We start from the raw sequence: 22,340 nt of genomic DNA on the forward strand, positions 1-22,340 counted from the left end.
GCGCAGTGCCCGGGCGGCTTGACGCCGGCGGGCACTGCTTCCACGCTGCGGTTCTGGGCCGGCGCCCGGAACGGCGCGTGACGCCGTTTCAAAGGCGCGGCCGTCGTGGAGCCGCGCCTTCGTTTCATGCCGCGCCGACGTTTCATGGGGTCCATCCGCTTCAAGCTCGGAGCGCTCATCGCCGCCGTCGCGACCTTCGCGGTTCTGGCGGCGGCCGGCGTCGTGCTGGCCGTGGGCGCCACCGACCAGGCGCTTGAAGCCGCCATCGCCGCCCAGAGGCGGCTCGATCTGCTCACCGAGGCATCCGCCCGCCTGTCCGAGTTCGGCATCACCGCCGTGGCCGATGCCAGCCACCCCACGGCCGACCGCGACCGCGTGTCGAGCGCCCGTGACCGGGTGGTCTCGGTGTTGGATACCGTGGCCTCCGAATCGCCCGAGGACCTGTCGGCGGCAGAGGTGACGACCCAGGGGCGCGCCCGGCTCATGGCCCATCTGAAGGCGGATTTTGCCGTGCTCGACCGGCAGATCGGCCTCGCCCTCTCCGATCGTGATCCGGTGCGGCGTTCCGATGCCGTGCGCGGTGCCCTCAACGCCTTCGCGGCCTCCGCCGGACCGCTGCTCTCGGTGCTGGTGGAAAGCGAGCGCCGGGGGGTGGTGAATGCCCGCGAGGAGGCGCGGGCTCTGTCCACGCGCCTGCGCCTGGGCGCCATCGGCCTCTCGGTGCTGGTGCTGGCGGCGGCATTGATGCTGCATCGCACCCTGGCCCGCCCCCTGCTCGACCGGCTGCGGCAGATCGACAAGGCGGCGGGCGCGATCGGCTCCGGCGTGCTGGACACGCGCCTCGCCATCGGCTCGCGGGACGAGCTGGGCCTGCTGATGGCGAAGTTCAACCGCATGGCCGAGCGGCTGGCGCGCCGCGCCCGCAAGGTGGCGGACGACCGGGCCGTGCTGGAGCGCACCATTACGGAGCGCACCGCCGACCTCACCGCCGCCAATGCGCGCCTTGCCGCCATCGATGCCTCGCGGCGGCGTTTCTTCACCGATGTGAGCCATGAGCTGCGCACGCCGCTGACGGTCATCATCGGGGAATGCGACGTAACCCAGCGAGCGGCCTCGATTCCCGAGGATCTCACCCGCAGCGTGCTGGCCACCATCCGCAAACGGGCGGCGCGGCTGCACCGGCGGGTGGAGGACCTGCTGCGGGTGGCGCGCTCCGAAAGCGGCGAGATCGAGCTGGTGTTCCAGGATGTGCCGCTGCGCCCGCTGCTGGAAGAGGCCGCCCTCAGCTTCGAGGTGCCGGCCCGCCGCCAGCGGGTGCAGCTGGCCCTGGAGGCGGAGGAGCCGGGTCCCCTGGTGCATGCGGATCGCGAATGGCTGCGCCAGGTGGTGGAAGGGCTCATGGACAATGCACTCCGCCACGGCGCGCCCCTGACCCGCATCACCGTGCGCCAGAGCTGCGAGGCGGACGGCGTGCGCATCGTGGTGGAGGATGATGGGCGCGGCGTCGCCCCGGAGCAGCGGGCCGGGCTGTTCGAGCGGTTCGCGCGCGGATCCAGTGAGCATTCGGGCTTCGGCATCGGCCTTGCTCTTGCGGAATGGGTGGTGAGGCAGCACGGTGGGCGCATCACTTTGGAAGACAATATCGACGGGGGCGGTTCGCGCGCGGGTCTGCGCGCCGTGATCACGCTGCCGCTGCCCGACGCGGAACGCCGCGCGGGCGAAGAGGAGACGCCATGAACATCCTGGTGGTGGAGGACGACAGCGATATCGGTGCCATGCTGAGCCGGGGGCTCAACGCCGAGGGCTTCGACGTGGAGGTGGCCACCAGCGCCGAGGCCGCGCTGGAAGCCGCCCGAGCCTGCAATCCCTGCGCCGTGGTGCTGGATATCATGCTGCCGGACGGCTCGGGCATCGATGTGTGCCGGGCCCTGCGTCAGGCCGGGCATTCCGGCCCCATCCTGTTCCTGAGCGCCAAGGACGAGGTGGCCGACCGGGCCGAGGGCCTGGGCGCGGGCGCGGACGACTACATCGTGAAGCCGTTCGAGTTTGACGAGCTGGTGGCGCGGCTGCGCGCCCACCTCATGCACCGTCTCGGCGGCGCGCAGGACAAGCGCCTCAATGCCGGCCGCCTGGTGCTGGACCTGTCCACCCGTCAGGTTCTGTTCGGCGAGATCCATGTGCGTCTCACCGAGCGGGAGGCCGACCTTCTGGGATTGCTGATGGCGACCCCGAACCGGCCGGTGGCGCGCGGCGACATCTTCGATCGCCTGTGGGCGAGCCAAGGCGGCGCTTCCCTCAATGTGGTGGACGTCTATGTGGGCTATCTGCGGAACAAGCTGGCGCCGGTGAGCCGGGCCGGCGGGCCCCAGGTGGCCACCGTGCGCGGCCGCGGCTTCATGCTGGATCTGGCCGGAACGGGCACCGGCCCGCATTGATCCTCCGGTGCGTCCGCTGCGGCCTTGTTGCTCGAATGGTGCGGTTTCAGCTGAATTGTGCGGTGCCGCAAAAGCTGTTTCACGGCTGTGGTGCGATTTTTTCCCGAACGTCAGGCGAAAAATCCACTTGCGTGGCGGACGAGGCGTGCCAATATTTGGTCTGACTGTAGTGTATTTGCATTACAGTTTGGTTCTTATGATTTTCTTATGAAAATCAGGAACTCAATACGAACCCAGCATGAGGAGGAATTGAGATGCGTTGGCAGAAGCCTCAGGTGTGCGAAGTCTGCGTTGGCATGGAAGTCACTGCCTATCTGCCGGCCGACTTCTGAAGCCGGGTGCCGGCTCCATGTGAGAGCCGGCCTCGGGAGGTCCGCGCGGCGTCGGGGCGTATCGTTCCCGGCGCTGATCGAAGATCTCGATCTGGTCTGATCCCCGCGCGGGCTTGCATCCGGGAACGGGCGGGCAGCGCAGCAAGGGCGACACCCTTCATCATGCAAGCCATCGTTCTCGGCTCTGCGGCCGGCGGCGGTGTTCCCCAGTGGAACTGCCGCTGCCCCGTCTGCAGCCTTGCCTGGGCGGGTGATCCGAGGGTCGCTCCTCGCACCCAATCGTCATTGGCCGTGTCCGGAGACGGCGTCCATTGGCTGTTGCTGAACGCATCCCCGGACCTGAGGGCGCAGATCGCGGCCACCCGGGCGCTGCATCCACGGCTGGGCGAGCGGCATTCGCCTATTTCCGCCGTGGTGGTGACCAATGGCGATGTGGATCACATCGCCGGCCTGCTCACTTTACGTGAATCGCAGCCCTTCACCCTGTTCGGCACGGTGGAAACGCTCGCCATGGTGAGCGGCAACCCGGTGTTCTCGGTGGTCAACGAGGCGTTCGTGCCCCGCAATACGGTGGTGCTGGGCGAGCCGTTCTCGCCCTTGCCCGAGTTGACGCTGGAACTGTTTGCGGTGCCTGGCAAGGTGCCCCTGTGGCAGGAGGATGAGCGGCTCGTCATCGGCGCCGAAACCGGCGGCACGGTGGGGGTCACCATTACATCCGGCGACAAGCGGCTGGTCTACATTCCGGGCTGCGCCGCCATCACTGACACGGTGCGCGAGCGCATCGCTGGAGCAGACCTCATCCTGTTCGACGGCACGCTTTACCGCGACGACGAAATGATTTCCGCCGGCACAGGCGTCAAGACGGGTGCGCGCATGGGCCACCTCTCCATGTCCGGCGCTGACGGCACCATTGCCTTGCTGGCGGATGTTCCCGCCGCGCGGCGGGTGTTCATCCACATCAACAACACCAATCCGGCGCTGATCGAGGATTCTCCCGAGCGCCAGGCGGTGGAGGCGGCGGGCTGGCTCGTCGCCCGCGATGGAATGGAGTTCGCGCTGTGACCGTGCATCTCGACATCAATCGCGAGCCGCTGCCCGCACCCACCGATGCCCCCTATACGCCCGAGGGGCTGGAAGCGGCCCTGCGCGCGGTGGGCGCGCGGCGCTATCACAATCTGCACCCCTTCCATAAGCTCCTGCATTCCGGCCAGCTCAATCAGGATCAGGTGCGGGCCTGGGCGCTGAACCGCTATTGCTACCAGTCCGCCATTCCGCGCAAGGATGCGGCCCTGATGAGCCGCTGCGAGGATCGCGAGCTGCGCCGCGAATGGCTGCACCGCATCACCGACCATGACGGCTATGGCGAGGATCTGGGCGGCATCGAGCGCTGGCTGGTGCTCACCGATGGGCTCGGCCTCGACCGTGATTACGTGATCTCCAAGGACGGCGCGCTGCCGGCCACCAAGTTCGCGGTGGAAGCCTATGTGCGCTTCGTGGCCGACCACACGTTGCTGGAGGCGGTAGCCTCCTCGCTCACCGAGCTGTTCGCGCCGGGCATCCATGCCGAGCGTATTTCGGGCATGCTGGAGCATTACGACTTCATCAACGAGAAGGTTGTCGCCTATTTCCGCCGCCGGCTGGACCAGGCGCCCAAGGATGCGGACTTCGCCCTGGAATATGTGAAGGCCAATGCCCGCACGGTGGAGCAGCAGAAGGCCGTCATCCGCGCCTTGACCTTCAAGACCGAAGTCTTGTGGTCTCAGCTCGATGCCCTTTACTTCGCTTACGTGGAGCCGGGCTGGCCGGCGCCGGGCGCGTGGGTTCCCGGCGTGGGGCTCGACGTGGGGCTCGACGTGGGGCTGGCGACGGCATGATCGCCGCCGAGACCGATGTGCCCCGCCTGCCGCGCGGGGTGAAGCTGAAATATGATGCGGTGCGCGAGCGCCATGTGCTGCTCGCCCCCGAACGGGCCTTCGACATTGATGCCATCGCGGCCGCCGTGCTGGCGCTGGTGGATGGTGAGCGCACCTGCGCCGAGATCGTGGATGCGCTCGCCCTGCAATATGACGAAAAGCGGGAGGTGATCGCCGGCGACGTGCTCGCCATGATCGGCGATCTCATCACCCGCCGGGTGATCGAGCGATGACCGACAGCAGCCAGAACGCGTCCGTGGACGTGGTCGAGCCACAGGGCAAGCCGCGCCAGAAGCCCGCCGTGGGCCATCCCATCGGCCTTCTGGCGGAACTGACCCATCGCTGCCCGCTGCGCTGCCCCTATTGCTCCAACCCCCTGGAGCTGGAGCGCCGCGACGCGGAGCTGGACACCGCCACCTGGAAACGGGTGCTGAGCGAAGCGGCTGCCCTGGGCGTGCTGCACATCCACCTGTCCGGCGGCGAGCCCACAGCCCGCCCCGATCTCGTGGAGCTGACCCGCCATTGCGCGGAAGAGGGGCTCTACACCAATCTCATCACCTCTGGCATCGGCCGCGCGCCGGGCATGATCGATGCGCTGTTCGATGCCGGCCTCGACCATGTGCAGCTCTCCGTGCAGGGCGCGACCGCCGAGACCGGCGACCGCATCGGCGGCTATAAGGGCGGTCATGAGGCCAAGCTCACCTTCGCCCACAAGGTGGTGGAGCTGGGCCTGCCGCTGACGCTCAATGCAGTGATCCATCGCGGCAACATCCACGAGGTGGAAGCCATCATCGCGCTGGCCGTGGAGTTGAAGGCGAAGCGGCTGGAGGTGGCGCACACCCAATATTACGGCTGGGCCTATGCCAACCGGGCGGCGTTGATGCCGGCCCGGCCCGATGTGGATCGCTCCATCGCTCTGGTGGAAGAGGCGCGCCGGCGGCTGGAAGGCGTGCTCGTCATCGACATGGTGATCCCCGATTACTATGCGCGCTATCCCAAGCCCTGCACCGGCGGCTGGGGCCGCAAGACGCTGAACGTGACGCCCACCGGCAAGGTGCTGCCCTGCCACGCGGCAGAGAGCATTCCGGGGCTGGAATTCTGGAATGTGCGCGAGCACGCTCTGGGCGACATCTGGCGCTCCAATCCCGCCTTCAACGCCTATCGCGGCACCGACTGGATGCCCGAGCCCTGCCGCAGCTGCGAGCGGCGGGAGATGGATTTCGGCGGCTGCCGCTGCCAGGCCATGGCGCTCCTGGGGGATGCCTCCGCAACCGACCCGGCCTGTTCCAAGTCGCCTTTCCACGCGCGCATGGAGGCCCTCGCCACGGCGGAGGCCGGCGGGGCGGCGCCCGATTACATCTATCGCACCATCGGCGGCGCGCCTGAGCCGCGCGAGGCGGAGACCCACCTGTGATGACCCCATCCTTCCGGCCGCTTGCCCTCGCGGCCCTTCTCGCCTGTGCGCTGACACTGCCCGCCCGGGCGCAAGAGGCCGCTGCCGCCGCCCCGCCGGCCGCCGCCACGCTGCTGTTCGATACGCCGCAGCTGGAGGCGGCCCAGCCGGGGAGCACCCTGGTCTATCGGTACAGCCGCAAGGTCGCCGATCCGGAGCTGGGGCCGTCTTATGACGACACCATCAAGATCAAGGTGGAGGCGGCGGGGGCGAGCGCGCCCAAGGACGCCCGCTCGCTGACGGTGGATCTCTTCGGCCCGGAGAGGCACCGCGCGGCCGGGCCGTTCGAGGATGTGACCGGCAACCCGGTGATGATTCTCTTCCTTGAAAATCATCTGGCCGATCTGTCGGCGAAGCTCCTGGGCAATCCGCGCTACTTCAAGAACGGCATTCGCGCGGCCCTGCGCGACAATGCGGAGGTGACGCCGGCCGACTTCACGGTGGGCGGGCGCGCCTATAAGGGCTGGCGGGTGAAGGTGGCCCCCTTCGTCGCCGACCCCAATGCCAAGAAAATGCGCGGTCTCGAAACGCTCAGCTACGAATTCGACGTGGCCCCCGATCTGCCGGGTGAGATCGTGCGCATCGCGATCACCGCCGATGCCAAAGGCGGCGGCCGCTTGTGGGAGGAGGCTCTGACCTATGATCCGCAAGGTTCTTGAGGGTGCGGTGCTGGCGCTGGCCCTGGCCGGCCCGGCCCACGCCGCGGAGGTGAACGACTATCCCACCGATGCGCGCGTCGATTACGTGATCGGCTGCATGGGCGCCAATGGCGAGACGCGGGAGGCGATGACGCGGTGCTCCTGCTCCGTCGATACCCTGGCGTCCATCCTGCCCTATGACCGCTATGTGGAAGCGGAAACCATCCTTTCCATGCGCCAGGGCGTGGGGCGGGCTGCTACCGTGTTCCGCAATGTGAAAATGTACGATGACATTGTCGCCGACCTGCGCCGCGCCCAAGCGGAAGCCGAGGTGCGGTGCTTCAAGTGATGGCATGACCCGCGAGCCTCACTTGCGGGCCATGCCGCTTCTGCGGCGCACAACAATTGCTCGCGGGTGCGGCATAGGTGATGGGTTTTCAAGCCGTGATCGCCTGTGTTAGCTTCCGCTCCCAAGAACAGACGCATGGCGCACGGGGCCATTCCTTTAGAGGAACAGAACCTCGAAGCGCACTGCAACGACAAGCGGGCAACCGCCGCGGCGTCTTGATCGGGTCCTCTTCTCCCATCCAAGGCAGTGCCATGGCCGATGATTGCCTCGCTGTTTTCACAGCACTCCTTCGCCAAGAGCCTCCGCATGGAGCCGGTGCCGCCGCGTGCTGCCCGGCCTCCCTCGCGCTGTTCGCACGGTGACATCATGACAAGTGACGACGTGACCCGCGACGGCGCGGAGCGCATCGTGACGGACGTGGTCTGCGCATTCTGCGGGCTCGGCTGTGACGATCTGGAAGTGGCTGTCCGCGGGCGATCCATTCGCCCCGTGAAAGCCTGTGCCGAGGCCGGCCGCCTCCTGGCCCGTACCGATGCCGCGCCGCCCGCGCCCCGCATCCAGGGGCGCGAGGCGAGCCTTGCCGAAGCGGCGGAGGCCGCCGCGCGGCTGCTCAAGGCGAGCCAGGCGACCGCCATCACCGGCCTTGGTGCCGATCTGGACGGCCTGCGCGGCCTGTTCGATCTCGCCGTGACCGCCGGTGCCAGCTTCGACCATGCCGCGTCCGAGGGGCTGTTCGCCAATCTGGAGCGCCTGTCGCGCCGCGGCTGGATCAGCTCGACCCTCGCCGAGGTGCGCAACCACTGCGACCTGATGGTGGTGTTCGGCGCCGATCCCGATCTCAGCTATCATCGCTTCTTCGACCGCGCCGCTCCGGCTGGCGGAGAGGCCGGGGCCGCGCCGCTGTTCGTGGAGGGCGCGCGCCGGGTGGCCATCGTCGGCGACATTCTGTCGGACGCCACCCGCCGGACCCTGGCGCGCCATGAGCTCACGGAAGTCGTGGTGCCCCCGGCCGAGGTGGCGCTGGCCGCCCGCGGGCTGGCGGCCCTCGTCGCCGGACGAGATATTGCCGGCATTCCCGCCCTTGAAGGGGCGGTGAGGGAGGGGCTGAAGGCCCTGGCCGAGGCGCTCAAGGCCGCCCGCTATTCGGTTTTCGTGTGGAACGCCGCGACGCTGAGCCCGCGCGACACCGCCAGCGTGGCGGAATCCGCCGCCGCAATGGTGGATGCGCTGAGCGTGACCACCCGTTCCGTGGTGTTTCCCCTGGGTGGACGCGACAACATCACCGGCGCCCATCAGATGGCGCTGTGGCGCTTCGGCTATCCGCTGCGCACCGTCGTGGGCGGCGGGGTTTCGCGCCATGTGCCGGAGCTTTATTCTACCGCCGCCGCGCTCAAGGATGCGGATCTGGTGCTGCACGCCTCAAGCTTCCGGCCCGATGCGCCGCCAGAGTTCGGGCGCGGCCCGGTGATCGCTCTCGCCCATCCCGACACGGTGTTCGCCCGCGAGCCCGATGTGTTCATCCCGGTTGGCACGCCCGGCGTGGACCATGCCGGCCAGGTGTTCCGCATGGATTCCGTGGTGTGCCTGCCGCTGGAGGCGCTGCGCGCGGCGGAGCTGCCGAGCCTTGCTGACGCGGCCTCGGCCATTCTCGAAAGCCTCAGGAGGGCGGCATGACCACGCGCATTACCGGCGGGCGGGTGTTCGACCCCGCCAACGGCGTCGTGGACGTCATCCGCGACATCGTCATCGAGGACGGCCGCATCGTGGCCGCGGAAGGCCCGGCCAAGTCCAGCGACGACGTCATCAATGCGTCCGGCTGCGTGGTGCTGGCGGGCGGCATCGATCTCCACTCCCACATTGCCGGCGGCAAGGTGAATCTCGGCCGCCTGCTGATGAACGAGGACCGGGCGAAGTTTCCCGAGCCGTTCGGTGGCGTCATGTGCGGCTGTGGCGGCGGCCGGGTGGCACCCACCACCCATGCCACCGGCTGCCGCTATTCGGAAATGGGCTACACCGCCGCGTTTGAGCCGGCGATGGTGGGGGCCAATGCCCGCCACGCCCATCTGGAGATGGCGGACATTCCCAACCTCGACACCGGCGGTTTCCTGGTGCTGGGCAATGACGACTTCCTGCTCCGCATGATCGCGCAGGGCGAAGGCCAGCAGGCGGTGAACGATTATGTGGCCTGGATGCTCAAGGCCACTCAGTGCTGCGCCATCAAGATCGTCAATCCGGGCGGCATCAACGCCTTCAAGTTCAACGGCCGGATGCTCGATTTCGACGAGGAGGGGCCCCATTACGGCCTCACCCCGCGCCGCATCCTCAACACCCTGCAGCGGGCGGTGACGGAACTGGGCGTGCCCCATCCCATCCATCTGCACGGCTGCAATCTGGGTGTGCCGGGCAATGTGAAGACCACGCTCGCCACCATCGGCGCCACCGAGGGCTGGCCGCTCCACCTCACCCACATCCAGTTCCATTCCTATGGCACGGAGGGCGACCGCAAATTCTCCTCCGGCGCGGTGGAGATCGCGGAGGCGGTGAACGCCAACCCGCACATCTCCATCGATGTGGGCCAGATCATGTTCGGCCAGACGGTGACCGTCTCGGGCGATCTGATGTCCCAGTACCGCAACCACGGCATCGCCGATCCCAAGAAGTGGATCGGCATGGATATCGAGATGGATGCCGGCTGCGGCGTGGTGCCGTTCGCCTATCGCGACACCTCGTTCGTGAACGCGCTGCAATGGGCCATCGGGTTGGAGCTGTTCCTGCTGGTGGAGGACCCCTGGCGGGTCTACCTCACCACCGACCATCCCAATGGTGGGCCGTTCACCTCCTATCCCCACCTGATCCGGCTCCTGATGGACAAGCCGTTCCGTGATGCGCAGCTGGAGCGCATCCACAAGGCGGCCCGCTCCCACACGCGCCTGGCCGAAATCTCCCGCGAATACACGCTGGAAGAGATCGCCATCATGACCCGCGCGGCGCCCGCCCGCACCCTGGGCCTGAAGGATCGCGGCCATCTCGGCGCCGGCGCCCGCGCCGACGTGGTGCTCTACCGGGAGGACAACGACCGCGAGGCGATGTTCGCCACCCCGCGCCTGGTGCTGAAGGATGGCGACATCGTGGTCCGCGACGGTGCCGTTGTGGCGCTCAAGAAGGGCCGCACCTTCGCCGTTCATCCCCCGTCCGATCCGCTGATGGACAAGCGCCTGGAGCGCTGGTTCGACGAGGCGGTGGGCATGAAGTCCAAGCACTACCAGATCGCCGACCACGAGATTCGCGGCGGCGAGGGCCCCGAGGTGGTGGAAAGCACGCCGGAGACCTCACGATGATCCTCAACGGCGTCGAAATCCGCGAAAGCTTCGCGGAAGCCTTCCCCATGGCGGGCACCCGCCTCATCATCACCGCCGACACGCCGCGTTGGGCGCGCACGGCCGCTGCCAGCATGACCGGGTTCGCCACCTCGGTCATCGGCTGCGGCTGCGAGGCCGCCATCGAGCGCGAGCTGGCCCCCAGCGAGACCCCTGACGGGCGGCCGGGCGTGAGCGTTCTCATCTTCGCCATGTCCTTGAAGGACCTGAAGAAGGTGGTGCCGCTCCGGGTCGGCCAATGCGTGCTCACCTCGCCCACCTCCGCCTGCTATGCGGGGCTGGAGGGCGGGCCGGCCATCCCGCTCGGCCGGGCCCTGCGCTATTTTGCGGACGGGCACCAGATGGCCAAGAAGATCGGCGACCAGCGCATCTGGCGCGTGCCAGTGATGGAGGGCGAGTTCGTCTGCGACGAAATCTCCGGCTCCGTCACCTCCGCAGTGGGCGGCGGCAATTTCCTGATCCTGGCCCGCAGCCGTGCGGCGGCGCTGGCCGCGGCCGAGGCGGCGGTGGACGCCATGGGGCAGGTGGAAGGCGCGGTGATGCCCTTCCCCGGCGGCGTGGTGCGCTCGGGCTCGAAGGTGGGCTCCAAATATGCGGGCCTCATTGCCTCCACCAACGATGCCTATTGCCCGACCCTGCGCGGGGTGGTGCCCTCCGCCCTACCGCCGGAGGTGGGGAGCGTCATGGAGATCGTCATTGACGGCCTCGGCGAGAAGGAAGTGGCCGACAGCATGCGCGCCGGCATCGCCGCCGTGTGCGAGCTGGGCGCCGATGCGGGGGTGGTGGCCATCGATGCCGGCAATTATGGCGGCAATCTTGGGCCTTTCCATTTCAAGCTCCGCGAGCTGATGGCGAGCGCGGGCGGCACGGCCAGCTCGGGGGATTTGGCATGACCGGCTATCGTCTGAAGCTTACGGCCCCCTTGGAGGCGCGGCTTGATTTCTCGGGCGTCACGCCGGCGGCGCTGGCGGGTCTCGGCCTGGATGGCGTGGCGCGCAAGGAGGTGCTGCTCGGCACCCGGCGGGTGTTGCTGGGCGACCTGTTCGAGGTGAGCGAAGCCGCCTCGGAAGCCCTGGTGGTCAGCGGCGATCCGCGTCTCGACTTCGTGGCGGCGGATCTTGCCGATGGCGAGATCCTGGTTGAAGGCCCGGTGGGCGTGCTCGCTGGCGCGCGCATGTCCGGTGGCCGGCTGGTGGTGCGGGGCGATGCGGGCGAGAGCCTGGCCGCCGGCCTCACGGGCGGGCGAATCGAGGTTTCGGGTGCGGCCGGCGCGCGGCTGGGCTGCGCCTTGCCGGGCGAGCGGCTCGGCATGCGCGGGGGCATGGTTTCGGTGGCCGGCGATGTCGGGGCGGGCCTCGGCGAACGGCTGCGCGGCGGGCTCGTGCTCGTGGGTGGAAATGCCGGAGCGGGCGCCGCCAACGACCTCATCGCGGGCACCATCGCTGTGGCCGGCCGGCTGGGGCCGGACGCCGGGCGTGGCATGCGCCGCGGCACGCTGATTTTGGCCCAGACGCCGGAGCCGCCGGCTCCGGGATTCGTGGATACCGGAAGCCACGATCTGGTGGCGCTGCTGCTTCTGGCGCGGCGCGTGCCGGCCCTGGCGGACCTGTTCGGCGGCGGCCTTTCCGGCCGCGCGCAACGGCTCGCGGGCAATCGCCTGGTGGGCGGTGAGGGGGAAATCCTGCTGCTGCAGTGAGCGGCGGCGCACACACAATACGAGTCGGCGGAAAGCCGGCCCAAAGGAGGAAGCCTGATGAGAGTTCTGGTTGCGAGTACCCTGGCCCTGCTCGCCCTCACCGGTGCGGCCGCGGCCGAAGAGGCGCCGGCCACCGCGGCCAAGACCGAGGTGGCGTCCGCCGCTCCGGTCGCGGTGGCGGGTGACCCGGAGAAGGGTGCCGTCGTTTTCAAGAAGTGCATGGCCTGCCACGCCATCGGCCCGGGCGCCAAGACCAAGGTCGGCCCGCCGCTGAACGGCATCGTGGGCGCCCACTGGGCCCATTTCGCCGGCTATCCCTATTCGGAAGAGATCAAGGAAGGCGCCACCGCCGGCAAGGTGTGGGAACCCGCCCTGCTCGAGGAATGGGTGACCAACCCGAAGACCCTCGCGCCGAAGACCAAGATGGCCTTCGCCGGTGTCAAGAGCGCCGAAGAGCGCGCGAACCTGATCGCCTTCCTCGCCCAATACAATGCGGAAGGCGAGAAGAAGTAGGGTCTGACGCTCCCGCGCGCGCATGGATTCTGCCTGGAGCGGGGTTCCGGGTGGAGCGATATGGGCGGGCGCCGTCTGCTTCGCGATGAGAAGCGGCGGCGTCGCGGCCGAAGGGAACCGGCCTGCCGGCGCGCTCCTGCTGCTGCTGCCGGCGGCCTTTGCCGGGCGTTGGGGCGCTCGCCTTTGTCATGAAACAGGGAGATGCCCTGGATCATCGAAGCTTTGCGTGTTCTTCACGCAAACCGGTGTCCGCCTTGCCTGAAACCGCTCCGGCCGCGCGCGGCTGCCGGGCGGCGTGCTGAAAGCGCCGATCCCTGCGCTGCGGCCTTATGGCTCAAAGATGCGCACCGGGTGAAATGCCCACGCGGCACGGGGGTGTCGCGTGAAAAACTCAGGCGGCGAAATCTTCATTTCGCCGCCCTTTCTTTGTCTCCGTGCAGCTCGGCCGAGGCGGCATGTGTTTCATGTGAAACACATTCTTAACCACGCCTCTTCACCGGGCGATGCCGCCACCGGCGCGGCTCATTCCCCGTTGAGCAGCTTCAGCCAGCGCTCAGCCTGGGTGCGCACCTGGCTGGGAGCCGTGCCGCCATAGCTGACGCGGCTGTTCACCGAGCATTCAACCGACAGCACGGAATAGACGTCGTCATTGATGCGCGCATCGACCGCCTTCATGTCGGCCAGTGGCACGTCTTCGAGGGCCAGCCCCTTCTCGGCGGCGATGCCGACGATGCGCCCGGTGATGTGGTGCGCCTCGCGGAAGGGGATATTGAGGGCACGCACCAGCCAGTCGGCAAGATCCGTGGCGGTGGAATAGCCCTGGCCGGCGGCCGCCTTCATGCGCTCGGCATCGGGCGTGAGGTCACGCACCATGCCGGCGCTGGCGGCGACGACGAGGGAGAGGGCGGATAGGGCGTCGAAGGCGCCTTCCTTGTCTTCCTGCATGTCCTTGGCATAGGCCAAAGGCAGGCCCTTCATGACCACCAGGATGCCGGTGAGCGCGCCGATGATGCGCCCCGCCTTGGCGCGCACCAGCTCGGCGGCGTCGGGATTGCGCTTCTGCGGCATGATGGACGAGCCGGTGGTGAACGCGTCGGAGAGCTTCACCAGGCCGAAGGACGGCGACGTCCAGATCACCACCTCTTCCGCAAAGCGCGAGAGGTGCACGGCGCAGATGGAGGCGGCCGAAAGGGTCTCCATCACGAAGTCGCGGTCGGAGACGGCGTCCAGCGAGTTGGCGGTCGGCCGGGCGAAGCCGAGCGCGGAGGCGGTGGCCTCCCGGTCGATGGGGAAGGAGGTGCCGGCCAGCGCCGCCGAGCCCAGCGGGCACTCGTTGAGGCGGGCGCGGGCATCCTTCAGGCGGGAGCGATCGCGCGCCGTCATCTCCACATAGGCCATGAGATGGTGGCCGAAGGTGACGGGCTGGGCGGTCTGCAGATGGGTGAAGCCGGGCATCACCGTCGCCGCATTGGCCAGCGCCTTCTCGGCCAGCGCCTTCTGCAGATCGGCGAGCTGGGCGTCGAGGGCGTCGATGGTGTCGCGCACATAGAGGCGGAAGTCCGTGGCCACCTGATCATTGCGCGAGCGGGCGGTGTGGAGCCGCCCGGCGGAGGCGCCGATCAGCTCGGCGAGGCGCGATTCCACGTTCATGTGGATGTCTTCGAGCTCGCGGCGGAAGGTAAAGCGCCCCGCTTCAATCTCTGACAGGATCGTGTCTAGACCGTCCTGGATCTTCTGGGCATCTTCGGGCGCGATGATGCCCTGGGCGGCCAGCATGGCCGCATGGGCCTTGGAGCCGGCGATGTCCTGCGCGTAAAGACGTTGATCGAAGCCGATGGAGGCGTTGATCTCCTCCATGATGGCGTCGGGAGCGGAGGTGAACCGCCCGCCCCACATCTTGTTGCTCATGACGGACCTCCGGTGATGACCAATTCCGAACAGCCGCGCCCGCAGACCGATCCCAAGCACCGGGCCGGGGCATGGGACGATTTGGAAGGCGGCGAACGCCGCGGCAAGCGGCACGTGTCTTTGAACCCCACCATCGCCCAAGTGGCCCTGGGCGTGGTGATCGGCGCCACCATCGGCGCGCTCGCCGTATACGGGATGAACCGCCTTTCCGGCAATGTTTCGCAGCACGAAACGACAACGACATCTTCCGCCCCTGGGGTTGCCCCGGTGGCCACAGGCGGTGACGGCGCGTGCGCGGCCTCCGTGGCCAGGGCGAAGGCTCTGGAGCCGTTCGCCAAGGGGGACATTGCCGCGCTCAAGCTCGCCACGGCACCCAAGGCCTTGCCCAACCTGTCGTTTCAGGATGCCGCCGGAAAGCCGGTGACGCTCGCCGATTTCAAGGGGCGGGTGCTGCTGGTCAATCTGTGGGCCACCTGGTGCGTGCCCTGCCGCAAGGAAATGCCGGAGCTGGATCACCTGGAAGGCGCCCTTGGCGGGCCAGACTTCCAGGTGGTGGCCATCAATCTCGATACGCGCGACCCCGATAAGCCGGCCGCCTTCCTGAAAGAGATCGGGGTTTCGCACCTGACCAATTTCGCCGATCCCAAGGGGCAGAGCTTCCAGGCGCTGCGCGCGGTGGGCCGTGGCTTCGGCCTGCCCACCACGTTGCTGGTGGACCGGGAGGGCTGCGAGCTGGGCTTTCTGGCGGGGCCCGCGGCCTGGGGCGGCGCGGATGCCCAGGCCCTTGTGAAGGCCGCCACCGGCGCCGGAGCGGCACCACACGGCTAAGCTGCCTTCTTGTTTTCGAAGTTGTGAACGTGCGCGCCACATCCCGCGGGAATGGCGGCGCGGCCGCGCGTCGTAAACCTTTGATAAGCCTTAATTTGCCGTTAGGGAAATACCTACGCTCGCTTTAAGGCTTCGGCAGAACCGCTCGTGTCAACGTGAGAGACCGGCCGCCATAATGGTAATCCGGTATAGTGCGATATTAGCCATAGATTCAGGCTTTGCTTGCGTCACGGGGCTTTTAGCGACACACAAGAAGGTGGGTATCTAGGTCTTGACATCCCGGTGTCTGGTTCCTGGCCCCCCTCGAATCAGCGGTGCGGTCCTTTGAAGATTCTGTCCATTTTCGGCACGCGGCCCGAAGCGATCAAGATGGCCCCGCTGGTGCAGGCGCTGGCGTGCGAAGCGGGCCTGACCTCGCTTGTCTGCGTGACTGGCCAGCATCGGGAGATGCTGGACCAGGTGCTGCGCCTGTTCGACATCCGTCCCGATTTCGATCTGAAGCTGATGGCGCAGAATCAGGGGCTGAACGCTCTGGCCTCGGCCGCGCTGGCCGCCCTCGATCCCGTCCTTGATGAGGTGAAGCCCGATCGCGTGCTGGTGCACGGCGACACCACCACCGCCATGGCCGCCAGCCTCGCCGCCTTCCACCGCCGCATTCCGGTGGGCCATGTGGAAGCGGGCCTGCGCACCTATCACCTCGACCAGCCTTTTCCCGAGGAGATGAACCGCCGCGTGGTGGATGTGGTGAGCGACCTTCTGTTCGCGCCCACCGGCCGTTCGCGCGCCAATCTGGAGAATGAGCGGCTCGAGGGCGAGATTCTCGTCACCGGTAACACGGTCATCGACGCGCTCCAGGCGACCCAGGCGCGCATTGCGGCGGATCCCGCCCTCGCGGCTGAGCTCGACGCGCCGCTCGCCATGCTCGACCCCGGCAAGCGCATCATCCTCGTCACCGGCCATCGCCGGGAGAATTTCGGCGACGGTTTCCAGAATATCTGCCGGGCGCTGGCGGACCTTTCCACCCGATCCGACGTGGAGATCGTCTATCCCGTCCACCTCAATCCCAATGTGCGCGGCCCGGTGCACGAGTCCCTCGCGGGCCGGCCCAACGTGCACCTGGTGGCCCCCCTCGACTATCTGCCGTTCCAGCGCCTGATGCAGCGCGCCGACCTGGTGCTGACCGATTCCGGCGGTGTGCAGGAGGAGGCGCCGGCGCTCGGCAAGCCGGTGCTGGTCATGCGCGACGTCACCGAGCGTCCGGAGGCCGTGGAGGCCGGCACGGTGCAGCTCGTGGGCACGCGCCGGAACGCCATCGTGGATGCGGTGGCCGCCCTGCTCGACGACGCTGGCGCCTATGCGCGCTTCGCCAACCGCATCAACCCCTACGGCGACGGCAAGGCCTGCCGCCGCATCGTGGACCGCATCTGCGGGCGATCCGTCACGGAGTTTTCGCCCGAGATTTCGTCGCTGTCGCAAAGCCCCCGGGCCGAGCGTCCGCATTCAACCGCCATCGTGAGAGATTGACATGACACCTCATCCCGCACGTCGCGCGGCTTGCGCAATTCCGGCCGGCTTGGTCGCCCTGACCTTGCTCGCGACATCGGCCTTTGCACAATCCGCAGATCCCTTAGCCTCTGCCCTTCAGGAGCGCATCCAGGACCGTCTCATCACCCGCGAGGTGACGCTGACGGACCTGGGCGTGGATGCTCCCGTCGTGTTCCAGGGGATGGATGCGCGGCGCGATCTCTACATCCCGGTGCCGGCGGGCGTTCCGCTCAGCAATCCCCATTTCATGGTGAATGCCGACTATCTGCGTGGCGACGGGGGTCGTACCACGATGGTGGTGTCGGTGGACGGCAACCCGTTGTTCTCCCGCCAGCTGGAAGGTGAGAACGGCAGCGTCAACACCACCATCGACGTGCCCGGGACGCCGCGTCCCACCGGCTTCATGCGCTTCGGCGTCGCCTGGTCGTCGGTGGTCAGCCAGGATCTGTGCGCCGACGAGCGGGCTATCGGCAACGTGCTGAAGCTGATGCCCACCAGCCGCTTCGTCTATTCCTATGACGCGAGCCACGTGCACGACCTGTCCACGGCCTGGAGCGCCATGCCCGGCACCGGATCGGTGCTGGTGGCGGGCGGCACCCTGGCCAAGGAGAGCTTCGATACCGCCTGGCGGCTCGGCCTTGCGGTGGAGACCGCCGGCAAGCGCATCAAGGTGAAGACCCTGCCCAATCTGGGCGACGAGGTGGACGTGTCCGGCCTCGACGTGCCGGATTCCCTGCGGGTGGTGGCTCCGTTCTCCAACTTCGTGGGCGCCAACACCTATCGCATCCGCGATCTTGCGGAAGTGGGCGCGCTGCTGCTGCTGCCATCCTCGCCCCTCGGCGCGGACATCGTGGTGGCCGATCCCACTTTGCTCAGCCAGGTGCGCAGCGCCCTCGAGGCCCTCGCGGCCCGGCTGGGTGGCCCCAACATGGCGCTGTTCAACGAATGGCGCAGCAAGGCGGCGAGCCTCGGCGGCGCGGTCGTGGCCAATGACGAGCTGAGCCTGCAGACCCTCGCCGGCCGTCCGGTGATCGCGGTCGGCCCCAGCGCCGGCCCCAAGGCGGCGCAGCTGTTCGACAGCTTCTGGCGCGGCTCCATCTCCGCTGGCACCGTCACCGTGCGCTCGGTGGACGCCCAGCCGACCCCACGTGATTCCATTCCGCTCTCGACCTTCGGCAATGCCGCCGGCAATCTCGACGTGCTGGCCCGTGGCGACTGGACGGTGAATTTCGACCTTGCCTCGGCCACCGCAGGCGCCTCGCTGCCGAGCCGCCTGAACTTGGACGTGGCGGCCGCGCCCGGCGCTTCCACCACCGATCCGGTGGTGGCCGTGTTCCTCAATGACGTCCTGCTCGCGGCCAAGCGCCTCGACGCCAATGGCCGTCCCGAGCACCTCTCGGCGGCGATCCCGACCTATGCGCTCGGGGCCACCAACGCCCTGCGCGTGACCTTCCAGCGCCAGCCGGTTTCCGACCGTTGCCGCGAGACGCCCCAGGCGTTCCCGGTGCAGGTGCTGCCCTCGTCCAATCTCGAGCTCGGTGGTTCCGTCTCCGGCGCCGACTTCCTGGGCGTGATCTCGGCCATGTCCGGCGGCGGCCGCGTGGTGGTGCCGGACAATTATCTGGCGACCGCCAGCTCCAGCGTGGTGCGCGTGGTGCGCGCCGCGGCGGCGGCGGGCGTGCCGGCCGGCACCTCCAGCACCCTGGAAGTCAGCCCCACCGGCGTGCCGTTCCGCGTCACCGGCTCCTTCCTCGCCCTCGACGTGCCCGCCCAGGGCGCCGACCTGAAGGCGAAGGTGGAAGGCGACCGCGTGATCGTCGGCAGCAATGAGAGCGCCCGCATCCTCGACATCACCGGCCTCAAGAACGTGGCCCTGGTGCAGGCCGTGCGCGCCGAAGGCAGCCGCGGCATCCTGTGGCAGTCCATCGGCCCGACGCCCATGACGCCCCGCAAGGCGGTGCGCCTGTCGCGCGGCGACGTGGCCATCGTGGGCGTGGACGGCACCCTCATCGAGCTGTCCGCCTCGGGCGCCGAGGCCGGCACCGTGCGCGTCACCGAGACCGAGGGCGCCGTGGCCACCCTGCAGCGCCTGTGGCAGAACTCCGCCGAATGGGGCCTGCCCCTGGGCGTGGGTGCCGCCGCACTGTTCTTCCTGCTGCTGATGCGCGCGTCCTACGTGCGTCGCCGGGGCAACTGAGCATCGGGGGATTGCCGCGATGTCTCTCTACTGGCCCTACCTGCTCGCCGACTTCATCCTCCTCGTGGAGTATGCGTCGGCGGTGGTGGCGGTCCTGATCCTGCTCTCCTCCATCGACGACCTGTTCGTCGATGCGTGGTACTGGACGCGGCGGGTGTACCGGCGGTTCGCCATCGAGCCGTTCATTCGCCCGCTGTCGGCCCAGGCCCTGTATCAGAAGGACGAGCAGCCGCTCGCCATCATGATCCCGGCCTGGCAGGAATCGGACGTGATCGCCGCCATGATCGAGAATCTGGTGAGCACTCTCGATTACCGGCGCTACATGATCTTCGTTGGGACCTATCCCAACGATCCCGCCACCATTTCGGAAGTGGAGCGCATGCGCCGGCGCTACAAGCAGCTGGTGCGGGTGGAGCTGCGCAATGCCGGCCCCACCAACAAGGCGGACTGCCTGAACACGGTGGTGCGCGCCATCTTCCAGCACGAGCAGATGAGCGGCACCGAGTTCGCCGGCTTCATCCTGCATGACAGCGAGGACGTGCTGCATCCCCTGGAGCTGCGCTTCTTCAACTATCTCCTGCCGCGCAAGGACCTGATCCAGGTGCCGGTGGTGTCGCTGGAACGCCACTGGTCGGAAATGGTGGCCGGCATCTACATGGACGAGTTCGCCGAATGGCACGCCAAGGACCTCGTGGTCCGCGAGAGCGTGGCGGGCGAAGTGCCGTCGGCGGGCGTGGGCACCTGCTTCTCCCGCCGGGCGGTGCTGCATCTGCGGTCCCACGACGAGGGCGAGGTGTTCAACACCGCGAGCCTCACCGAGGACTATGACATCAGCGCGCGCCTGAAAGAGGCGCACATGCAGGCCATCATCGCCCGGTTCCCTGTGGAATACCGGGTGAAGCGCGAGACCCTCTTCGGCTTCGGCCACGACAAGGAGATCCGCCTCTCGATGCCCCTGTGCGTGCGCGAGTTCTTTCCGGACACCTTCCGCACCTCTTACCGGCAGAAGGCCCGATGGGCGCTGGGCATCGCGTTTCAGGGCTGGCAGCACCGCGGCTGGCAGGGCTCCCTTGCGTCCAAATACTTCCTGATGCGCGATCGCAAGGGCATCATCACGTCCATCGTGACGGTGATCGCCTATGTTCTGGCGGTGATGTTCCTGCTGATCTATTTCGGCCGCGAACTCGGCATCATCCCGGAACGCTATCCTTCCATCCTCGCGACCGAAGGCTGGCTGCTGATGGTGCTGGTGGCCAATGCGGTGGCGTTCGCATTGCGTCTGATCCAGCGCTTCCACTTCGTCTCGGCTATTTACGGCTGGGAGCAGGGGCTGATGTCCATCCCCCGCGTGGTGATGGGCAACTTCGTGAACTTCGCGGCCACCTTGAGGGCCTGGAAGCTGTTCCTGGGGCACATCTTCCTCGGTCGGCGCATCGTCTGGGACAAGACCATGCACGACTTCCCGGAGAACGATGCCTTCGCCCACCGCCGCCAGCGGCTGGGCGAGCTGCTGATGGTGTGGCAGGCGGTGCTCCCCGAGCACCTGGAAGAGGCGCTGGCGCTGCAGAAGGGCCAGCAGCAGCCCCTCGGCCGCATCCTGGTCTCCAAGGGCTGGCTGGACGACGAGACGCTGGCGGAAGCCATCGCCTACCAGTCCAACATGCCGCGGACCCATGTCACCGAAGACATGGTCCGGGAGTTCCACGATCTGCTGCCGGTGGACTTGATGGTGCGCTACCGGGTGATCCCGGTGGGGCGGGACGAGGCCGGCCGCCTGGTGGTGGCGGTGTCCTCGCCCCTTACCGACAAGGCGCTGGAGGACGTGCGCGTCGCCATCGGCGACCTGCCGGTGCAGCGTGTCGCCCGCGAGAGCGAGATCAATGACGGCCTGCGCCTCGTGCGTGGCACCGGCCGGGGCTTCGAGGGGGCACAGTCGCCGCCTCTGCTCGGCGATCTCCTGCTCGAGAAGGGGCTCATGCAGCGCGAAGCGTTCGAGGCGGCCATGGAGCACTATCGCCCCGACGTGGACGGCCGCATCGGCGAGTACCTCGTGCGTTGCGGAATCGTGACGCCCGAGGCGCTGGCGGAGACCATGAAGGAGCAGCAGCGCCGCCTGATGCTGGTTCCGGCCTGACATCGCGGCCCCGGGCGGGCCGTTACGAGAGCAAACAGCGGCGGCCGGCCTCCGGTCGCCGCTTTCGTGTGAACGGGCGGCCGGCTCTGGTGAGGGGCGCCCGCGCGCCGGACCCGGCGGCTGCGAGCGGGGAGGGAGAAGGGGGCGATGATCAATCGACGTACCGCATTGATCGTGGGGGCGGGCGCCGTCGGTGCGCTCGGCCTGCTGGGCATCGATCGCGTGCTGCGAGAGCGGGAAGCGGCCCCGGAAGCGCTCATCGACGGCATCGTCTGGCAGCTTCATGCCGGCTCCCTCGATCCCTATGGGGAGTGGGAACGGCTGGGCGCGCGCTCCCTGCTGCTGCAATGGATCGTGTTGAACGGCGTCGCCTTCGTTCCCGGCCTCGGCATCGAGACCATCGCCGATCCGCCCAACTGGACGCGCATTTCCCGGGAGCCCTGGGCGCGCTCCATCATCGTCGGGCTGGCGAGCCTCGCCAATGAGCCGGAGGCGCGGCGCAACGTGGCCGCGCTGGTGGACCTGTCCGCCCGGGTGGCGGAAAAGCCGCTGCCGTTCCGCGCGTCCGGCTACTATTTCCCGGTGGAAGCGGACCCCACCTGGGCCGATGCACCCAAGATGGGGGCGCTGCTCTCCGCCTTGCCGCGTCCGTTGTGGGTGAGCGCCTACGACAACAGCAATATCGGCGCGGCGCCGTTCGCGGACTGGATCGACAGCTGGCTGCCCAAGGATGTGGGTCTGTTCTTCCAGGACGGGGTGGGGCTCTACATGCGCACGCCCCAATCCGCCCGCCAATATGGGGAAGCGCTCATCGCCAAGCTCGGTGTAGAGCGCTTCCGCATGATCCTGGAGGCCTTCCGCCCCGCCGGCGGCGACAAGATGCGCCCCGCCACGCTGGAAGAGATCCGCCCGCAGATCGAGGCCTATCGCGGGCTCGACACTTTCGTATTCGAGGCGCCGACCTATCTCGACCGCAAGCTCATCAACGCGCTGACGCGACGCTGAGTCCCCTCGGCCCGCCG

Annotated in this window: 20 protein-coding genes; 19 read left to right on the forward strand and 1 reads right to left on the reverse strand. The window is 68.0% G+C overall.

Going from position 1 to position 22,340, the window contains the following annotated elements; genetic code table 11:
* Window positions 1-144: 144 nt before the first annotated feature.
* From V5F26_RS04800 to V5F26_RS04865, 14 genes are all read left to right on the forward strand, one after another.
* Window positions 145-1,737, forward strand: a complete 1,593-nt coding sequence (locus tag V5F26_RS04800) for a sensor histidine kinase (RefSeq protein WP_394946827.1) — start codon at window positions 145-147, stop codon at window positions 1,735-1,737.
* Entirely contained in the window at window positions 1,734-2,435 is a 702-nt protein-coding gene (locus tag V5F26_RS04805; protein WP_394057415.1) for a response regulator transcription factor, read from the forward strand. The genes V5F26_RS04800 and V5F26_RS04805 overlap by 4 nt, the downstream gene beginning before the upstream one ends.
* 254 nt (window positions 2,436-2,689) lie before the next feature.
* Entirely contained in the window at window positions 2,690-2,767 is a 78-nt protein-coding gene (pqqA, locus tag V5F26_RS04810) for a pyrroloquinoline quinone precursor peptide PqqA (RefSeq protein WP_370640776.1), read from the forward strand.
* Between the two features lie 162 nt (window positions 2,768-2,929).
* Entirely contained in the window at window positions 2,930-3,829 is a 900-nt protein-coding gene (pqqB, locus tag V5F26_RS04815; RefSeq protein ID WP_394946828.1) for a pyrroloquinoline quinone biosynthesis protein PqqB, read from the forward strand.
* Between the two features lie 14 nt (window positions 3,830-3,843).
* Window positions 3,844-4,641 (forward strand): pyrroloquinoline-quinone synthase PqqC, encoded by a 798-nt coding sequence (gene pqqC / locus V5F26_RS04820; RefSeq protein WP_394947086.1) that lies wholly within the window; start codon window positions 3,844-3,846, stop codon window positions 4,639-4,641.
* The gene (pqqD, locus tag V5F26_RS04825) at window positions 4,638-4,913 is read left to right on the forward strand and encodes a pyrroloquinoline quinone biosynthesis peptide chaperone PqqD (RefSeq protein WP_394946829.1); all 276 of its coding nucleotides are present in this window, start codon (window positions 4,638-4,640) and stop codon (window positions 4,911-4,913) included. Before pqqC ends, pqqD begins: the two co-directional genes overlap by 4 nt.
* Window positions 4,914-4,942: 29 nt before the next feature.
* The gene (gene pqqE, locus V5F26_RS04830) at window positions 4,943-6,094 is read left to right on the forward strand and encodes a pyrroloquinoline quinone biosynthesis protein PqqE (RefSeq protein ID WP_394947087.1); all 1,152 of its coding nucleotides are present in this window, start codon (window positions 4,943-4,945) and stop codon (window positions 6,092-6,094) included.
* A complete protein-coding gene (locus V5F26_RS04835) occupies window positions 6,094-6,792 on the forward strand; it encodes a hypothetical protein (protein WP_394946830.1) in 699 nt (232 codons plus the stop codon). The genes pqqE and V5F26_RS04835 overlap by 1 nt, the downstream gene beginning before the upstream one ends.
* A complete protein-coding gene (locus tag V5F26_RS04840) occupies window positions 6,773-7,120 on the forward strand; it encodes a hypothetical protein (RefSeq protein ID WP_234053304.1) in 348 nt (115 codons plus the stop codon). The genes V5F26_RS04835 and V5F26_RS04840 overlap by 20 nt, the downstream gene beginning before the upstream one ends.
* Window positions 7,121-7,486: 366 nt before the next feature.
* On the forward strand, window positions 7,487-8,794 hold the full coding sequence (locus V5F26_RS04845; protein ID WP_394946831.1) for a formylmethanofuran dehydrogenase: 1,308 nt from the start codon (window positions 7,487-7,489) through the stop codon (window positions 8,792-8,794).
* Complete coding sequence (locus V5F26_RS04850) at window positions 8,791-10,458, forward strand: formylmethanofuran dehydrogenase subunit A (RefSeq protein WP_394946832.1); 1,668 nt, start codon at window positions 8,791-8,793, stop codon at window positions 10,456-10,458. Before V5F26_RS04845 ends, V5F26_RS04850 begins: the two co-directional genes overlap by 4 nt.
* Window positions 10,455-11,390, forward strand: a complete 936-nt coding sequence (gene fhcD, locus V5F26_RS04855; protein ID WP_394057405.1) for a formylmethanofuran--tetrahydromethanopterin N-formyltransferase — start codon at window positions 10,455-10,457, stop codon at window positions 11,388-11,390. The genes V5F26_RS04850 and fhcD overlap by 4 nt, the downstream gene beginning before the upstream one ends.
* Window positions 11,387-12,193 carry a formylmethanofuran dehydrogenase subunit C gene (locus V5F26_RS04860; protein ID WP_234053308.1) on the forward strand — a complete coding sequence of 269 codons (807 nt, stop codon included), beginning with the start codon at window positions 11,387-11,389 and terminating at the stop codon, window positions 12,191-12,193. The genes fhcD and V5F26_RS04860 overlap by 4 nt, the downstream gene beginning before the upstream one ends.
* A 57-nt stretch (window positions 12,194-12,250) precedes the next feature.
* Entirely contained in the window at window positions 12,251-12,706 is a 456-nt protein-coding gene (locus V5F26_RS04865; RefSeq protein ID WP_394057403.1) for a c-type cytochrome, read from the forward strand.
* A 522-nt stretch (window positions 12,707-13,228) separates the two neighbouring features.
* On the opposite strand, the gene argH is transcribed toward V5F26_RS04865, so the two are convergent.
* Entirely contained in the window at window positions 13,229-14,614 is a 1,386-nt protein-coding gene (argH, locus tag V5F26_RS04870) for an argininosuccinate lyase (RefSeq protein ID WP_394057401.1), read from the reverse strand.
* Between the two features lie 15 nt (window positions 14,615-14,629).
* On the opposite strand from argH, the gene tlpA reads away from it, so the two are divergent.
* From tlpA to V5F26_RS04895, 5 genes are all read left to right on the forward strand, one after another.
* Window positions 14,630-15,442: a thiol:disulfide interchange protein TlpA gene (gene tlpA / locus V5F26_RS04875; protein ID WP_394946833.1), complete on the forward strand. Its 813-nt coding sequence runs from the start codon at window positions 14,630-14,632 to the stop codon at window positions 15,440-15,442.
* Between the two features lie 324 nt (window positions 15,443-15,766).
* Window positions 15,767-16,966 (forward strand): non-hydrolyzing UDP-N-acetylglucosamine 2-epimerase, encoded by a 1,200-nt coding sequence (gene wecB, locus V5F26_RS04880; RefSeq protein ID WP_394946834.1) that lies wholly within the window; start codon window positions 15,767-15,769, stop codon window positions 16,964-16,966.
* Window positions 16,967-17,030: 64 nt separating this feature from the next.
* The gene (locus V5F26_RS04885) at window positions 17,031-19,184 is read left to right on the forward strand and encodes a hypothetical protein (RefSeq protein ID WP_394059739.1); all 2,154 of its coding nucleotides are present in this window, start codon (window positions 17,031-17,033) and stop codon (window positions 19,182-19,184) included.
* 19 nt (window positions 19,185-19,203) lie between these two features.
* Window positions 19,204-21,318, forward strand: coding sequence for a glycosyl transferase family protein (locus tag V5F26_RS04890; protein ID WP_394057393.1), 2,115 nt, complete (start codon window positions 19,204-19,206; stop codon window positions 21,316-21,318).
* A 147-nt stretch (window positions 21,319-21,465) separates the two neighbouring features.
* A complete protein-coding gene (locus V5F26_RS04895; RefSeq protein ID WP_394057391.1) occupies window positions 21,466-22,323 on the forward strand; it encodes an alpha-amylase family protein in 858 nt (285 codons plus the stop codon).
* Window positions 22,324-22,340: the final 17 nt, after the last annotated feature.

This window comes from Xanthobacter variabilis (assembly GCF_043831965.2).
In the GTDB taxonomy this organism is placed as follows: Bacteria; Pseudomonadota; Alphaproteobacteria; order Rhizobiales; family Xanthobacteraceae; genus Xanthobacter.

Bases quoted from the DNA above. Each gene is read 5' to 3' on its own strand.
- V5F26_RS04800 (WP_394946827.1), top strand. From the start codon at position 145: ATGGGGTCCATCCGCTTCAAGCTCGGAGCGCTCATCGCCGCCGTCGCG.
- V5F26_RS04805 (WP_394057415.1), top strand. From the start codon at position 1,734: ATGAACATCCTGGTGGTGGAGGACGACAGCGATATCGGTGCCATGCTG.
- V5F26_RS04840 (WP_234053304.1), top strand. From the start codon at position 6,773: ATGATCCGCAAGGTTCTTGAGGGTGCGGTGCTGGCGCTGGCCCTGGCC.
- pqqB (WP_394946828.1), top strand. From the start codon at position 2,930: ATGCAAGCCATCGTTCTCGGCTCTGCGGCCGGCGGCGGTGTTCCCCAG.
- pqqD (WP_394946829.1), top strand. From the start codon at position 4,638: ATGATCGCCGCCGAGACCGATGTGCCCCGCCTGCCGCGCGGGGTGAAG.
- V5F26_RS04890 (WP_394057393.1), top strand. From the start codon at position 19,204: ATGTCTCTCTACTGGCCCTACCTGCTCGCCGACTTCATCCTCCTCGTG.
- fhcD (WP_394057405.1), top strand. From the start codon at position 10,455: ATGATCCTCAACGGCGTCGAAATCCGCGAAAGCTTCGCGGAAGCCTTC.
- pqqA (WP_370640776.1), top strand. From the start codon at position 2,690: ATGCGTTGGCAGAAGCCTCAGGTGTGCGAAGTCTGCGTTGGCATGGAA.
- V5F26_RS04895 (WP_394057391.1), top strand. From the start codon at position 21,466: ATGATCAATCGACGTACCGCATTGATCGTGGGGGCGGGCGCCGTCGGT.
- V5F26_RS04845 (WP_394946831.1), top strand. From the start codon at position 7,487: ATGACAAGTGACGACGTGACCCGCGACGGCGCGGAGCGCATCGTGACG.
- V5F26_RS04850 (WP_394946832.1), top strand. From the start codon at position 8,791: ATGACCACGCGCATTACCGGCGGGCGGGTGTTCGACCCCGCCAACGGC.
- argH (WP_394057401.1), bottom strand. From the start codon at position 14,614: ATGAGCAACAAGATGTGGGGCGGGCGGTTCACCTCCGCTCCCGACGCC.
- tlpA (WP_394946833.1), top strand. From the start codon at position 14,630: ATGACCAATTCCGAACAGCCGCGCCCGCAGACCGATCCCAAGCACCGG.
- V5F26_RS04865 (WP_394057403.1), top strand. From the start codon at position 12,251: ATGAGAGTTCTGGTTGCGAGTACCCTGGCCCTGCTCGCCCTCACCGGT.
- V5F26_RS04860 (WP_234053308.1), top strand. From the start codon at position 11,387: ATGACCGGCTATCGTCTGAAGCTTACGGCCCCCTTGGAGGCGCGGCTT.
- V5F26_RS04835 (WP_394946830.1), top strand. From the start codon at position 6,094: ATGACCCCATCCTTCCGGCCGCTTGCCCTCGCGGCCCTTCTCGCCTGT.